The 15,484-nt window shown below is 64.2% G+C and carries 11 protein-coding genes and 1 pseudogene; 3 read left to right on the forward strand and 9 right to left on the reverse strand.

Annotated features, from left to right (window positions below; translation table 11 throughout):
- Nucleotides 1-11: 11 nt before the first annotated feature.
- Nucleotides 12-1,214: a 2-aminoethylphosphonate--pyruvate transaminase gene (locus LB553_RS15990; protein ID WP_224514719.1), complete on the reverse strand. Its 1,203-nt coding sequence runs from the start codon at nt 1,212-1,214 to the stop codon at nt 12-14.
- A gap of 150 nt (nt 1,215-1,364) precedes the next feature.
- Between LB553_RS15990 and LB553_RS15995 the strand changes: the two genes are divergently transcribed.
- Entirely contained in the window at nt 1,365-2,234 is an 870-nt protein-coding gene (locus tag LB553_RS15995) for a LysR substrate-binding domain-containing protein (protein ID WP_224514721.1), read from the forward strand.
- 9 nt (nt 2,235-2,243) lie between these two features.
- Here LB553_RS15995 and LB553_RS16000 read toward each other — a convergent pair whose 3' ends face one another.
- From LB553_RS16000 to LB553_RS16010, 3 genes are all read right to left on the reverse strand, one after another.
- On the reverse strand, nt 2,244-3,536 hold the full coding sequence (locus LB553_RS16000; protein ID WP_411962144.1) for a PQQ-dependent sugar dehydrogenase: 1,293 nt from the start codon (nt 3,534-3,536) through the stop codon (nt 2,244-2,246).
- A 40-nt stretch (nt 3,537-3,576) separates the two neighbouring features.
- Complete coding sequence (locus LB553_RS16005) at nt 3,577-4,029, reverse strand: DUF2231 domain-containing protein (protein WP_224514723.1); 453 nt, start codon at nt 4,027-4,029, stop codon at nt 3,577-3,579.
- A gap of 140 nt (nt 4,030-4,169) precedes the next feature.
- A complete protein-coding gene (locus tag LB553_RS16010; RefSeq protein ID WP_224514724.1) occupies nt 4,170-5,546 on the reverse strand; it encodes an aspartate aminotransferase family protein in 1,377 nt (458 codons plus the stop codon).
- Nucleotides 5,547-5,751: 205 nt separating this feature from the next.
- Here LB553_RS16010 and LB553_RS16015 point away from each other — a divergent pair, with 205 nt between their 5' ends.
- Nucleotides 5,752-6,909 (forward strand): NAD(P)/FAD-dependent oxidoreductase, encoded by a 1,158-nt coding sequence (locus LB553_RS16015; RefSeq protein WP_224514725.1) that lies wholly within the window; start codon nt 5,752-5,754, stop codon nt 6,907-6,909.
- Here LB553_RS16015 and fghA read toward each other — a convergent pair.
- Nucleotides 6,866-7,699 (reverse strand): annotated as a pseudogene (gene fghA, locus LB553_RS16020) (S-formylglutathione hydrolase). The gene LB553_RS16015 and the pseudogene fghA sit on opposite strands and share 44 nt — an antisense overlap.
- 320 nt (nt 7,700-8,019) lie before the next feature.
- Here fghA and LB553_RS16025 point away from each other — a divergent pair.
- Nucleotides 8,020-9,516 carry an aldehyde dehydrogenase family protein gene (locus LB553_RS16025; protein WP_224514726.1) on the forward strand — a complete coding sequence of 499 codons (1,497 nt, stop codon included), beginning with the start codon at nt 8,020-8,022 and terminating at the stop codon, nt 9,514-9,516.
- 35 nt (nt 9,517-9,551) lie between these two features.
- Here LB553_RS16025 and LB553_RS16030 read toward each other — a convergent pair whose 3' ends face one another.
- The 4 genes from LB553_RS16030 to LB553_RS16045 form a co-directional block, all read right to left on the reverse strand.
- On the reverse strand, nt 9,552-10,613 hold the full coding sequence (locus LB553_RS16030) for a maleylacetate reductase (protein ID WP_224514727.1): 1,062 nt from the start codon (nt 10,611-10,613) through the stop codon (nt 9,552-9,554).
- A gap of 180 nt (nt 10,614-10,793) precedes the next feature.
- A complete protein-coding gene (gene ftsZ / locus LB553_RS16035) occupies nt 10,794-11,786 on the reverse strand; it encodes a cell division protein FtsZ (RefSeq protein ID WP_224514728.1) in 993 nt (330 codons plus the stop codon).
- Between the two features lie 221 nt (nt 11,787-12,007).
- Nucleotides 12,008-13,048, reverse strand: a complete 1,041-nt coding sequence (locus LB553_RS16040) for a proline racemase family protein (protein ID WP_224514729.1) — start codon at nt 13,046-13,048, stop codon at nt 12,008-12,010.
- 172 nt (nt 13,049-13,220) lie between these two features.
- On the reverse strand, nt 13,221-15,290 hold the full coding sequence (locus LB553_RS16045) for an NAD(P)-binding protein (protein ID WP_224514731.1): 2,070 nt from the start codon (nt 15,288-15,290) through the stop codon (nt 13,221-13,223).
- Between the last annotated feature and the right edge of the window lie 194 nt (nt 15,291-15,484).

Consider the following 15,484-nt stretch of genomic DNA (forward strand, 5'->3'; position numbering starts at 1 on the left):
CCGAAGACCTTTCAGGCGGCGAGCTTGGCGCGCTCGGCGATAGCGGCGGGGGACGGGGCGGCGGTGTCGACGCCCATTTCGTTCAGCGACTGGGAAGCCGCCTCGACCACGCGGCGCATGACGTGCTCGTCCATCTGGCCGATGCAGCCGACGCGGAAGGAGTCCACGACCGTGAGCTTGCCCGGATAGATGATGAAGCCCTTGTCCTTCATCAGCTCGTAGAAGCGATCGAAGACGAAGTTCGGATGCGCCGGGTTGAAGAAGGTGACGATGATCGGCGACAGCCAGCGATCCTTGAGCAGGGTCTCGAACCCGAACTCACGCATGCCGGCCACCATGACGTCGCGGTTTCGCGTATAGCGCGCGCCGCGCCCCGCGACGCCCCCTTCTGCCTCGTGCAGTCGCAGCGCTTCGAGGAAGGCGGCGACCACATGCGTCGGCGGCGTGTAGCGCCACTGCCCTGTCTTGTTCATGTTCGCCCATTGCGCGTGCACGTCGAGCGACAGCGAATGGCTGCGGCCCTTGGCGGCTTGGAGCTCGCTTTTGCGGGCAATGACGAAGCCGAAGCCCGGCACGCCCTCGATGCATTTGTTGGGCGACGAAACCATCGCCTCGTAGCGGATGTCGTTGACGTCGAGCGGGATGGCGCCGAACGCGCTCATGGAATCGATCAGAAGCTTGCGGCCATTGGCATAGACGGCTTCCGATATCTCGGCCACCGGGTTGAGGATGCCTGAGCTCGTCTCGCAGTGGATGGCGATGACATGCGTAATGGCCGGGTCGGCCTTCAACGCTGCGGCAACCTCCTCGCCACGCGGCGGCAGGTAGTCGCCCTTGTCGATCAACGTGTAGGCGCGGCCGATATACTGCATGGTCTGCGCCGCGCGCAGCCCGTAGGCGCCGTTGGCCAAAACCAGCACCTTGCCGTCCTTGGGCACGAACGAGCCGAGCATGGCCTCGACGCAGAACGAGCCGCTGCCCTGCATCGGAACGCAGTCGAATTCGTCACGGCCGTCGCCGGTCAATGCCAGAAGGCGACGGCGCAGCTCGGCGGTCATGGCGCGGAAATCGCCGTCCCAGGAGCCCCAGTCGCGCAGCATCGCCTGCTTGACGGCATAGGCCGTGGTGAGCGGGCCGGGCGTCAGCAGATAAGGTTCGCCCAGCGCCGGCGCATCCAGAGGCTTGGTCGCCGCAAACTCCATCTCAGCGAGCATGCTGCCCTCCCACTTCGATCCTGTCATTGGAATATGACAGCCATTCTCAGTGGGCATGATATATTTGTAAAATCGTTATTTTGTATTGATGTATCGATCTGGTCGATGCTACGAACCTGAACGATAAGCGCCTCCATAGGAGCCATGCGAATGCGCTATGTTCAGCTCAGGGCATTTCACCAGGTCGCCGTTTCGGGCGGCTTTTCGCGTGCCGCCGAAGCACTCTTCCTCACCCAGCCGGCGATTTCGGACCAAGTGCGCAAGCTGGAGGAAGAGTATGACGTACTCCTGTTCAACCGGAACAAGAAGCAGGTCACGCTGACAACGCAAGGCCAGAGGCTGCTCGAGATCACGCATCGCATGTTCGAGACCGAACAGCAGGCGCTGGAGCTTCTGACCGAATCGCGCGCGCTGCGTTCCGGCACATTGCGCATCGTTGCCGACGCGGCGCACCATCTCCTGCATATTCTCGGCGCTTTTCGCGCCCGTTATCCGGGCGTCCAGGTGTCCCTGCGCTCCGGCAATACCGAGACCGTGATCAGCGGTCTTTACAGTTACGAGGCCGACATCGGCGTTCTTGGTGAGATGCCCGCGGGCCGCGATTTCGAGATGCTCAAGCTCAACTCGACGCCGATCATTGCTTTCGTGTCAGCCGATCATCCGCTGTCGGGCAGGAAATCGCTGACGCTCGGACAGCTCGCGCAGGAGCCGCTCGTGATGCGCGAGCGCGGCTCGAAAACGCGCAAGAAGCTGGAAGATCTGGCCACGGCTTCCAATGTCGAGCTGAAGCCCGCCATCGAAGCCGAAGGCCGTGAGGCTGTGCGCGAGATCGTCGCCTCCGGAGCCGGCGTCGGTTTCGTCTCGGCTGCGGAGTTCGGCCACGACTCGCGGCTGGTGCCGATCGCGATCGACGCGCCGGAAACGCTGATGGAGGAAGCGCTGATCTGCCTGCGCGAACGCAGCGGCGGCAAGCTCGTGCGCGCCTTCCTCGACATGGCCCGCTCGATGTCGGAAGATTGAGCCCGGCTTTTACGTGGATCCGGGTGCCGCCGTGGTGACCCGCCACACCGTGTTGCCGACATCGTCGGCAATCAGCAGCGCGCCGGACTTGTCGACGGCAACGCCGACCGGACGGCCCCTCGCCTCACCCTTGTCGTTGAGGAAGCCGGTGACGACATCCTGCGCCTTGCCGTTCGGATGCCCGCCGCTGAACGGCACGAAGATCACCTTGTAGCCATTGAAGCGGGAGCGATTCCAGCTGCCATGCTCACCGACAAAGGCGCCGCCGCGATAGAATTGGGGCAGGTTGCTTGCGGTGTAGAAGGCAAGCCCGAGCGGCGCGACATGCGAGCTCAGCGCGTAGTCCGGCGGGATGGCCTTCGCCACCATGTCCGGCCGCTGCGGCATGACGCGAGGATCGACGTGCTGGCCGTAATAACTGTAGGGCCAGCCATAGAAGGCGCCGTCCTTCACGGACGTCATGTAGTCCGGCACCAGGTTCGGCCCGAGCTCGTCGCGCTCGTTGACCACCGTCCAAAGCGCCTTGCTTTCAGGTTCGAACGTCAGGCCGTTGGGATTGCGCAGACCGCTGGCGAAAATGCGCGAGCGGCCGGTGGCGCGGTCGACCTCCCAGATCGCAGCGCGGTCCTTCTCGGCCTGGATGCCGTTCTCGGTGATGTTGGAGTTCGAGCCGACGCCGACATAGAGCAGCGAACCGTCTGGGCTCGCCACCAGGCTCTTCGTCCAGTGGTGATCGATCGGCCCGCCCGGCAGTTCCGTCAGCACCTTGCCCGGTGCCGTGATCTTGGTGTCGCCCGGCTGATAGGGGTAGCGCACGATGGCATCGGTATTGGCGACATAGAAGTCGTTGCCGACCAGCGCCACGCCGAAAGGCGCGTTGAGATGGTCGAGGAACACGCCCTGGTAATCCGGCTTGCCGTCGCCATTGGTGTCGCGCAAGAGCGTGATGCGGTTGCTCGGGCCGGTGTCGCCGCTGGAGGTGACCCAGCTTTCGACCCAACCCATGACGATGTCCTTCGGGCGCTTGACCGATGCTTCGTTCGGCGCCTTGGACTCCACCACCAGGATGTCGCCATTGGGCAGCACGTAAACCGAGCGAGGATGCTGAAGCCCCTTGGCCATCGCCTCGATCTGCAGGCCTTGCGCGACGGTCGGCTTTTCATCGTTTTTCCAACCGACCACCGAGGCTAGATGCATCGGCGGGAACAGGTATTGGTTTATCTCTGGCAGTTTCGGATTTGGGCCAATCTGCGCGTTCGGATCGGTGTTGTCGTCGCTGCAGCCGGCAACGCCCAGGACCATTGCGCTGCAAAGCGCAGCGGTCGTCCATTTGATTAGGCTATCAAGTCGTCTCATCGGCCACTCCTACATGATGGCGATAGACCAGCGCCCAGCCAAGCCAGCCGGTGAAGAGCAGGATGATCACAACTAGCGCCGACAGGATCAGTCCGGTCGGCACGACGGACGTCCAGGCGTCGCGCGTGTGGATGAGCATGTTGAGGAAGGACAGCACGAGCACGATGAGGTTACCCCCCATGTGCAGCCATGCGGTCGGCTGAGCGCGTATCTTGCGGTCCCCAAGAAAGTCGGTAAGCCCGGCGATGGCGGCCAGAATAGCGACAATGACACCCACGGTCAGGAGCCAGGCCGAAAAATTGGCCCAGGTCATTTCGGCTGTCTGCCAATAGGCGATATCGGTGATCAAAGTCCCGACGAAACAGGCGATCGGGATAGTGACGAGCATGGGGTGGATGGGATGGCCGGCTATGCTTGCCGTGGATCGCGGATTGTCCATGCGGAGGCTCCTTTCCGCGCTGCTGCTTGGATGTAACAGCGCGAAAACGCGAATGTTCCGCTGGAAAATCTACCGCTCACCAGAAGGTGAACGAACCGGTTGCCAGCCCAGGCTACCGCCGGGTAGCCCTCGCGGCCTCGTCAGTTCCGCGGATGGACCTGCGGCAGGGCGGCGTCGAGCGAACGCTCGAACGCATCGACCAACGCGTCGACCTGCGCCTCGGTGATGATCAGCGGCGGACAGAAGGCGATCGCGTCGCTCATGTTGCGCGAGATCACGCCGTTCTGCTGCAGGAAGCCGTTGACCAGCGCGCCGAGCGCGGCTGGCTTGCCCCAGGGCGCCTTGGTCGCCTTGTCGGCGACAAGCTCGACGGCGGCGATGAGACCGACGCCGCGCACCTCGCCCACCAGCGGATGCGAGGCGAGTTGGCGCAACCGCGCCTGCAGATGCGCGCCGACCTTGCGCGCATTGCCGACCAGGTCGCGCTCCTCGATCAGCTTGATGTTCTCCAGCGCGACGGCCGCGGCGACCGGATGGCCGCCGCCGGTGAAGCCGTGGCCGAAGGTGCCGATGCGGTCGCTCTCGTCGGCGATCGGCTCGAACACACGATCGTTGATCAGCAGCGCCGAGATCGGCAGGTAGGAGGACGAAATCTGCTTCGACAGCACCATGATGTCCGGCTTGACGCCGAAGGTCTGCGAACCGAACATCTCGCCGGTGCGGCCGAAGCCGCAGATCACCTCGTCGGCGACCAACAGGATGTCGTGTTTCGCCAGCACCGCCTGGATCTTTTCCCAATAACCGGCAGGCGGCACGACGACGCCGCCGGCGCCCATGACCGGCTCGCCGATGAAGGCGGCGATCGTTTCAGGCCCCTCGGCTAGGATGAGCTTTTCCAGTTCGTCGGCGAGCCGCGCGGAAAACTGTTCCTCGCTCTCGCCGGGCTCGGCGTCGCGCCAGTGATGCGGGGTCGAGGTGTGCAGGATGTTGGCGATCGGCAGGTCAAAGGAGAGATGGTTGTTGGGCAGCCCAGTCAGGCTCGCCGAGGCGATGGTGACGCCATGGTAGCCGCGCTTGCGGCTGATGATCTTCTTGCGCGCCGGCTGGCCAAGCGCGTTCGACCGGTACCAGATCATCTTGATCGCGGTGTCATTGGCCTCAGAGCCGGAATTGGTGAAATAGGCCTTGCTCATCGGCACTGGCGCCATCTGCACCAGCTTCTCCGCAAGATCGATCAACGGTGAATGCGCTTTCGAGCCGAAGTCGTGATAGAAGGGCAGCTTCGACATTTGTTTTGTCGCCGCTTCGACTAGCCGCTTTTCCGAAAAACCGACGGCGACGCTCCACAGGCCCGCCATCGCCTCGATGTAGCGGTTGCCGGCAATGTCCTCGACATAGATGCCGTCGCCCTTTTCGATGACTAGCGGTCCGGTTTCCTGATGCTTGCGGGCGTTGGTATAGCCATGCATGTGATAGCGGATGTCGCGGGCTTCAGGGGAATTCGGTGTGGCGTCCATCGTGGTGGCTCCTGTCGGCAGGCGTCCAAAGCGGAAATAGGACCGCCTCTCTGGTTGAGAAGTCCGAAGATTCCGCCTTGCATTGTGGCGGTTGATGCCTCATCGCGCTGGCTGATCGCAAGAGCCGCGATGTCGGGATCGATAGCGCCAACAAGCCTCGGACTGTCTCGGCAATGATGTAAATGACGCGCAGCAGGATCAGGGCATGGAACAGGTCGATTGCATCATCGCGGGTGCCGGCGTGATCGGTCTGGCGATCGCGCGCAAATTGGCGGCGCTTGGTCTCGAAACCCTGATCGTCGAAGCGGCGGACGCCATCGGCACCGAAACGAGTTCGCGCAATTCCGAAGTCATCCACGCCGGCATCCATTACCCGCAGGGTTCGCTGAAAGCCCGGCTCTGCCTACCGGGACGCGACATGCTCTACCGCTACTGCGCCGAACGTTCGATCCCGCACCGCCGCACGGGCAAGCTGATCGTCGCGACCGACGAGACGCAGGAACCGGTGCTGGCCGCCATCCGCGCCAATGCCAACGCCTGCGGTGTCGATGACCTGCGCTTCCTTACCGCTGAGGAGGCACAAGCGCTGGAGCCGGCGCTGCATTGCACCGCCGCGCTGCTGTCACCCTCGACCGGCATTGTCGACAGCCACGGGCTGATGCTTGCCCTGCTCGGCGATGCCGAGGAGAGCGGCGCAATGCTGTCGCTCAATACCCGCATCGTTTCCGGCCGCATCGAGGCCGACCGCGTCGTGCTGGAGACGATGGATTCCGCGAGCGGCGCAGAGTTCGAGATCGCCGCACCGCGCTTCATCAACGCGGCCGGTCTCGGCGCGGTCACGCTTGCCGGCTCGATCGAAGGCTTCGGCCGGCAATTCCTACCGGCGCTTCGCCTCGCCAAGGGCAATTATTTCTCGATTGCCGGGCGGGCGCCGTTTTCACATCTTGTCTATCCCGTGCCCGAGCCCGACGGACTTGGCGTCCATCTGACCCTTGACCTTGCCGGCACCGCCCGTTTCGGGCCTGATGTCGAATGGACGGACACAATCGATTATCGCGTCGATCCGGCGCGCGGCGAGCGCTTCTATGCCGAAATCCGCAGATACTGGCCCGACCTGGCCGACGACAGCCTGCAGGCAGCCTATAGCGGCATCCGGCCGAAATTGTCAGGCCCGGGCGACGCCAACAGCGACTTCGTGATCCAGGATGCCGAGACGCACGGCATCGGTGGCCTAGTCAACCTCTTCGGCATCGAAAGTCCCGGCCTGACCTCCAGCCTGGCGATCGCCGACCATGTGGCCCGGTCCCTGACGCCGAAAATCACCCAAGGCGGCGGGCATGCCACTTCAGGTGATCGTCCATGAAGGTCGAGATGAAGTTGTAAGAATGATCGTAGCCTTCCTGCACGCGCAGGGTGAGGTCGATTCCTGCCTTCTTGCAGGCCTCGTCGAGCAGCCATGGGCGGAGGCCATCCTGCAGAAAGCCGTCCGCCGCGCCCTGGTCGACGAGGAATTCCGGATATCGCTTGCCGTCCTCGATCAGCAGCGTCGCGTCATAGGCGCGCCAGCTCTTTTCGTCCGCTCCGAGATACTTCTCGAATGCCGGCCGCGACCAGCCGGCCGTCGACGGCTGCACGATCGGCGCGAAGGCCGAGCAGCTCCGGTAGCGCTCGGGATTTTTGAGCGCGATCGTCAGCGCGCCATGTCCGCCCATCGAATGGCCGAAGATCGCCTGGCGCGACATGTCAACCGGAAAATTGGCGCCGACGAGCGCCGGCAATTCCTCGGCTATATAGGAATACATGCGCTAATTCTCCGCATAAGGCTCTTGCGTCGCATCGAGGTAGAAGCCGGCGCCGCAGCCGAACTGCCAATTGTCCTTCTCGTCCGGAACGTCGGCTCCGCGCGGGCTGGTGTCGGGACACACGATGATCAGCCCGAGCTCGGATGCCATCCGCCGGTACTCGCCCTTCTCCATGACATTTGCGTGCGTGCAGGTAAGGCCCGACAGGTACCACAGGACCGGGAGCCGCCCATCCTTGGCCTGCGGCGGCATGAACACAGCAAAGGTCATGTCGCAGGCGCAGACTTCGGAAGCGTGCGAATAGACGCCCTGGATTCCGCCATGCGATTTCGATGTGGAAACGACCTTCATCGGCTCTGTCTTTCGTCAGCAAATCTCGATCCGGCATAACCGCCGGCCGGGACTCACGCAACCTGCGCCTCGCAAAACTATCAAGGCGATGAATAGGCCGGCACCGGTAGCCTGCCGGACCAACACTGGCCTGTGCCGCCAGGAGCCGCCCAGTGCCGACTGCGGCCATCGAGCGTCGCCGCAAAGCTCTCCGCTATCGATGCGTCGCCAAGGCGAGGACCTGCGCGTTATCCGATTATCTGAACGCCCTTTAGCTTTCCTTGTTTGAGCCCGCCAGCAGCGGGAGTAATAGTCGCGTCGGAATTCGTGAGGAGGAGACGATGACGCTGAACTTCGACCCGAGGGCGAAGGCCGCCACGCTCTACCATGGCGAATTCCGGCCGATGTTCATCGGCGGCAAGTGGGTCGCAGCGCAATCCGGCGAGGAGATGCAGGCGCTGAACCCGGCGACGGGCGAAGTGCTGGCCACCGTGCCGCGCGGCGGAGCCGCGGATATCGACGCGGCGGTGGCCGCGGCGCGCGCCGCCTTCGAAGGCCCATGGTCGAAATTCTCCCCTTACGAGCGGCAATGCGTGCTTCTGCGGATCGCCGACCTGTTCGAGAAGCATTGGGAAGAGCTCAGCGTTTCCGACACGCTCGACATGGGGTTGCCGATCACCCGCACGCTTGCCAACCGGCGCCGGGTCATCGGCATGCTGCGCTTCTATGGCGGCATGGCGACCGCGCTGCATGGCGAGACGATCGACAATTCCATACCCGGCGAGATCGTCTCCTTCACCCGGCGCGAGCCGGTCGGCGTCGTCGGCGCGATCATCCCTTGGAATGCGCCCACCGCCGCCTCGATCTGGAAGATCGCGCCGGCTCTGGCAACCGGCTGCACCATCGTGCTGAAGCCGTCGGAGGATGCCTCGCTGACGCCGCTCTTGATCGCGAAGCTGATGCAGGAGGCCGGCGTCCCCGACGGCGTCGTCAACGTCGTCACCGGGACGGGCGCCGAGGCCGGCGCGCGGCTTGCCGAGCACCCGGACGTCAACAAGATCGTCTTCACGGGCTCGACGCTGACCGGCCAGGCGATCGCCCGCGCCGGCGTCGCCAACCTCAAGCGCGTTTCGCTGGAGCTCGGCGGCAAGTCGCCGATCATCGTCTGCCGCGACGCCGATATCGACAAGGCCGTGCCGGTCGCGGCGATGGCGGTGTTCGTGCATTCCGGTCAGATCTGCATTGCCGGCTCACGCCTGTTCGTGGCGCGCGAGATCCATGACGAGTTCGTGCGTCGGGTTGCCGACTTCACCGGCAAGCTTCGCATCGGCCATGGCATCGAGGCGGAGACCGAAATCGGGCCGCTGATCAATGCAAGGCAGGCCGGCAAAGTGGAAGGCTACATCAAGGCGGGCAGCGACGAAGGCGCCAAACTGGTCGCCGGCGGCTCAAGGCTGACGGGCGAGCTCTATGACGGCGGCAATTTTATCGCCCCGACCGTCTTCGGCGCGGTCTCTGACAAGATGACCATCGCGCGCGAAGAAATCTTCGGGCCGGTCATCTCGGCCATGCCTTTCGACACGCTGGATGAGGTTGTCGCGCGCGCCAACGCAACGCCTTACGGCCTTGCGGCCGGCATCTTCACCACCAATCTCGGCACCGCGCACAAGCTTGCGCGCCGCGTCAAGGCCGGCTCGGTCTGGGTCAACATGTACCATGCCATCGATCCGGCCGTGCCGTTCGGCGGTATGAAGATGTCCGGCTACGGCCGCGAGGGCGGCGTCGAGCATCTGCACGAATATCTGGAGACGAAGGCGGTCTGGATCCAGACAGATTGATGTTCAGGTGAGTCCGGCCTGCGACGCTCGGTTTCTCAGGCCTGCGGCGGCTCACCGGCATAAGCGCGTGCGATAAGAGCCCGGATCGGTTCCCGCTCCAGCGCCCGTGGGTTCCAGTACGGATTGGCCAGCGCGCGGTCCGCCGCGATGTCGATCCCGTCTGGCGGCATGCCTATCTCAGATAGAGCGCGCTTAGCGCCGATCCGGCCGGCGAGATCGTAGAGAGCCATGGCAGGATCGTCCGCCTTCAGCACGGCCCGCAGGGTTTCCATGACGGCCGGAACGGCGGGGGCGTTGTAGGCCAGCACATGCGACAGGACGATCGCATGGGTCTCCGCATGCGGCAGATCGAAACTGCCGCCGAGCGTGTGGCACAGCTTGTGGTGCAGCGCCATGCCGACCGAGCCGAGGCAGATGCCGCCGAGCCAGGCGCCGTAAAGCGCCTCGAAGCGCGCGTCGCGGTCATGCGGGCTCCCGGCTATGACCGGCAAGGCGCGCACCAGAGCGCCGATGGCCTCAACGGCCATCAGATTTATCACCGGGTTGCCTTCCCTTGCATAGAGCGCCTCGACCGCATGGGCGATGGCGTTCATGCCGCTCGTTCCCGACAAAGCGGCAGGAAGCGTCATCGTCAGATCGACATCGTAGATCACCACTTCCGGCAGTACCCCCGGACTCGACTGAGTGACCTTCACGCCATCCTTCGTCTCGCCGAGGATCGGCGTCATTTCCGAGCCGGCATAGGTTGTCGGCATCACGATCTGCGGCAGGTCGGTGCGCAAGGCGATCGCCTTGGCGAGGCCTGTCGTGGAGCCGCCGCCGACCGCAACCAGCCCGTCGGCCTGGAGCTCCGCCACAACCCGCAGCGCGTCCTCGGTCACGGACATCGGCGTGTGCATCGTCGCCCCGGCATAGACCCCGGCGGCCACGCCGCCGAGCGATCCGGCAAGACGCCGCGCATCGGCCTCACGCGACAGCGTTGCCAGCACGAGCACGCGTTTCAGCCCCAACCGGTCGATCTCCTCCGGCAGCCGCGCAATGGTGCCCGATCCGAAGACGACGCGTGCCGGTTGGCCGTTATAGACGAAGCTGTTCATGTGAGCCCCTTCCCGTCAGCCGCGATTGTGTGCCGTGAGCATCAAACTTAGCGACGAAGAGGCGCGTGCGTAAGTGCGCCAGCCACCGATATCCGGCAGTCTTTAATCTATCCGCCATCGGAAGCACACATCGGCCGATCGCGTCACGCCATCGGCATAGGCGCGAGATCGCCGGTGGTCTCAGGCGATCCGTTGCTCGAATTGCGCGATGTCCGCGCTCTTGCGCAGACCGGTCGCGACGACGGACACGCGAAACTTTCCCGCCAGTGCCTGGTCGAAGATGGCGCCGACGATGATGTCGGCATCGGCGTCGACTTCTTCCCTGATCCGCGTCGCGGCTTCGTCGACCTCGAACAGCGTCATGTCCATGCCGCCGCAGATCGACACGAGCAGCCCCCTGGCGCCGGACATCGAGGCCTCGTCGAGGAGCGGATTGGCGATCGCCGCCTCGGCCGCGATCTTGGCGCGTCCCTCCCCGGAAGCCTCGCCGGTTCCCATCATCGCCCGGCCCATGTCCCGCATCACCGACTTCACGTCGGCGAAATCGAGATTGATCAGGCCTTCCTTGACGATGAGATCCGTGATGCAGCCGACGCCCGCGTAGAGAACGCGGTCCGCCATGGCGAAGGCATCGGCGAAGGTGGTCTTGGCGTCGGCCACCCTGAAGAGGTTCTGGTTCGGGATGACAATCACCGTGTCGGCGCTCTCGCGCAGCCGTTCTATGCCTTCCTCGGCTGCCTGGGTCCTGCGCTTGCCTTCGAACACGAAAGGCTTAGTGACGACGGCCACCGTCAAAATGCCGGCATCGCGCGCGGCACGCGCAATCACGGGCGCAGCGCCCGTCCCGGTGCCGCCTCCCATCCCGGCGGTGATGAAGCACATATGCGTTCCCGCAAGGTGATCCATGATCTCGTCGATGGATTCCTCCGCGGCAGCACTTCCGACCTGGGGCAAGGATCCGGCGCCCAGTCCCTCGGTCACATGCGCGCCCAGCTGGATCAGCCGCGACGACTTCGACATGGTGAGCGCCTGCGCGTCGGTGTTGGCGACGACGAACTCGACGCCCTGCAGCCCTTCGGCGATCATGTTGTTGACGGCGTTGCCGCCGGCGCCGCCGACCCCGACAACGGTGATCTTGGGCCTCATCTCCAGGATTTCCGGCTTGGCGGTCATTTTCTCATCTTTCTACCGAAGGTACCTGTTGCTCCGCCGCACGATCATGCGGAACCGGAACAACGAGCACACGAATCAGGCGATCCCCACCAACCGCAGGGAATCAGAGCAGGCGCCTCCCTGCAAGGTCCGCTGACATTCTGCAAGCGCAAATGCCTCGGCCGACCGCTGGAAAGCGTCCGGGCGCTCGAGTTATGCGAGCCGGCGTCGTTGCGGGAATTCTATTGCGTCACCGAAGTCGAGGTGCCCCAGGTGTCCGACAGCACGTAGCCTTGCGGGTACGGGTCCGTCGGATCGAGATAATAATTGTGCTCTCCGGTGATCCAGGCTCTGCCCGTTATCTGCGGCACGATCGCCTTGCGCCCGGCGACTTCGGTGAGTTCGAGAATCTTGCCGGTGAAGCGCGAGCCGATGATCGACTCATGGATCAGCACCTCGCCTTGCTTCATCTGGCCCCGCGCCTGCAGCACAGCCATGCGGGCCGAGGTGCCGGTTCCCGTCGGGCTGCGGTCAGAGCGCCCGGGCGAAACGATGCAGGTGTTGCGCGTGACGTTGCCCGGTCCCTGGAATGGCATGGCGAACTGGACGATAGACACACCGCGCACATTGTCGAACTGCGGATGCACGACATCGAGCTGCTCGCGCGCTGCGCGGCGGACCTTCTCGCCGAGCACCGCCAACTCGCGCGCCTCGTCGGGCGTCACCGAGAAGCCGAGCGCGGGCGCATCGACAATCGCGTAGAACATGCCGCCATAGGCGATATCGGCCTTTATCGTGCCGAGCCCTTCCACCTCGATATTGGCATCGAGGCGCTCGGCGAAGGCGGGCGCATTGCGCAGCGTGATCGACAGGCATTTGCCGTCGCTGCATTCGGCGCGCACCTCGATGACGCCGCCGGGCATATCGAGCTTGAAGCGCGTCTCCGGCTCCTGCATCGGCACCATGCCGGTCTCGAGCAGCACCGTGGCGACGCAGATCGTGTTGGAGCCGGACATCGGCGGATATTCGGTGGGCTCCATGATGATGGCGCCCGCGACACAATCCTCGCGCGTCGAGGGCAGCAGGAGATTGACATGACGGGCAACGCTGCCGCGCGGCTCGCAGATCAGCATGCGCCTTATATGGTCGTGATCGCGCTCCATCGTGATCATCTTTTCCATCATCGTGCTCCCCGCGGGCGGCAGCACGCCGCCTACGATGACATCGCCGATCTCGCCCTCGGCATGGCAGCCGACGACGCGGATGCTGGTTTTGGTGCGCATTGTTTTTTCTCCCTGTCGGCCGCGATTACCCGCCAGGCAAGCGGTCCGGCTTGGGGACAAACTGATCAATCCGCGCGCCGGCCTCAAGGAGAATCCTGACCGCCGACGTTTTTTGGGCTGCTTGTCGAAATAAGAAACGACAGTGCTCCGAAGCGGCCACAACCGAGGGGCTCTACCCGTCCGCCAGCGCCGTCACCTCACGCCGGAAAGGCAGCGCGTCACCGATATCGGGTTCGTCCAGCTCGCGGGCGAAGCGGTGGCCGGCATAGGTCGCCCAGGCGATCGGCCCCGGCGCTTCCGCATCGCCGATGACCTTGATCGAGCGGATGCCATTGTTGGTCCACTCGTTCTCCCTTGCTTTGAGCTCGCGCCAGACGGCATCGTCCTGATTGCGCGACGTGACCAGGACGACGGCATCGGCCGCCAACTCCTGCCGAGCGCCGGTATAGACGCAGGCCGTCACGACGCCGCCTGGCGCGATGGTCGTGATGGTCCTGTTGAGGACGATATCTATCCCCAGCTCCGTCAGGCGGCGGTGGATGGCGCCCTGCTCCAGCGTGTTGCGGGTCCAGTCCGAGACATAGGCCGACGGCGTCACCAGGGTCACCCTCGCCCCCTGGCGCGCCATCAGCTCGGCCAGCACGCCGCCCATGTAATAATGGTCGTCGTCGAACAGCACGACATTGCCGGAGGGCACCTTGCCGTCCATCACGTCGTCGGGCGTGTAGACCGGCATGGCGGCGTCGATCGGCATCGGCACGACATGGGCACGCGCCACGCCGTCGCGCCGCCAGGTCGATCCGGTGGCGATGGCCACGTTCTGGAAGCCGAAGGACAGGATGTCGTCCGCCGACAGCCGGCTTTCGAAATAAATGTCGACATTCGGCATCTGGCTGAGCTGATACTGGCGATAGTCGCGCACCCTGCCCCAGGCCGAGAGACCCGGAAGCAGGCATTCGCGCGCCACGCGCCCGCCAAGCGCGGTGCCGGCTTCGGCAATCGCAACCTGGTAGCCGCGCAGGCCGAGCGCGCGGGCGGCCTCCAGTCCGGCAGGCCCGGCGCCGACGATCAGCACGCTGTCGCTATCGCCCTTGGCCTGCATGCGCTCCGGATGCCAGCCCTTGCGCCATTCCTCCATGAAGGTCGGGTTCTGCGTGCAGCGCGAGATCGACATCGTCATGTCGCCGGTGATGCAGATGTTGCAGCCGATGCATTCGCGGATGTCCTCGATGCGGCCCTCCTCGATCTTCCTTGGCAGGAAAGGATCGGCGATCGACGGGCGAGCGCAGCCGATGAAATCGAGCGTGCCTGATTTGATCATCTTCACCATCACGTCCGGCGAGGTGAAGCGGCCGACACCGACGACCGGCTTCGAGGTAAGCTTTTTGATGCCGGAGACCAGGCTTTCCTGCGCCGCCTCTTCCTTGAAGCGCGACGGCCCGGAGCAATCCTCCCAGGCGCCGTGGGCGAGGTCCCAAAGATCGGGCAGCTCAGCATGCATCTCGATCATCTCGCGGACTTCCGAATTGGCGAAGCCAAGCTCGCCGACCATCTCGTCCAGCGACAGCCTGAGCGTAAGGCCGCACGTGTCGCCGATCGCGTCGCGCCCTTCCTCGATCAGCTCGCGCATCAGTCGCGAGCGGTTTTCCAGCGAGCCGCCATATTCGTCGCTGCGCTGGTTCGTAGCGGTCGACAGGAAGTGCTGGATGATGCCGAAGCCATGCGCGCCGTAGAGGCACACCAGGTCGAACCCCGCCTGCCTGGCGCGCTTGAAGGCATTGCGGTGCCAGCGGCGCAGGTCGCGGATGTCCTCTCTGTCCATGGCGCGCGCCTGCACCGGATCGTTGGTGAAGGTGCGGATCGGTAGCGCCGACGGCCCGCGCGGCACCTCCTTGGTGTAGAGGTTGGGACCATTGATGCCGGAATAGGCGAGCTGGATGCCGGCGAGCGCGCCATATTCGTGCATGGCCTTGGCCATTTTGGCCAGAGCCGGAATGTCGGCGTCGTCCCACAGCCTGAGCTCGATGAAGGGCGTGATCTCGGAGGTGTGATGCATCTCCGTCTGCTCAGTGAAGATGACGCCCCATCCGCCTTCGGACTTGATGCGCCGCATCTCGGCCGCGGCCGAGGGATCGCGATAGCCGCCGCCATTGCAATGCGGAACCTGGTAGAAGCGGTTCTTGGCGGTCACCGGACCGATCTTCATCGGCTCGAACAGAATGTCGTAGCGTGGGTCGCGCATAATAGCTTCCTTCATGCCGGCTGCTCTGGAGATTACCCATAAGTGGGCGCGTGGGCGGGAAAACTACGGATTTCTTCCGCGGGGATTAGGGCGCGCCTAATCTTGTGTCGCCTGGATTAACCTCAGATGAAGCGAGGCTGAGCCAAATGCGACTTCAGGGCTGTCGCGACGCGATGTAGAGAACGGCTGCGGCA

Origin of the sequence: Mesorhizobium sp. CA8 (assembly GCF_020164955.1) — a bacterium.
GTDB lineage: Bacteria > Pseudomonadota > Alphaproteobacteria > Rhizobiales > Rhizobiaceae > Mesorhizobium.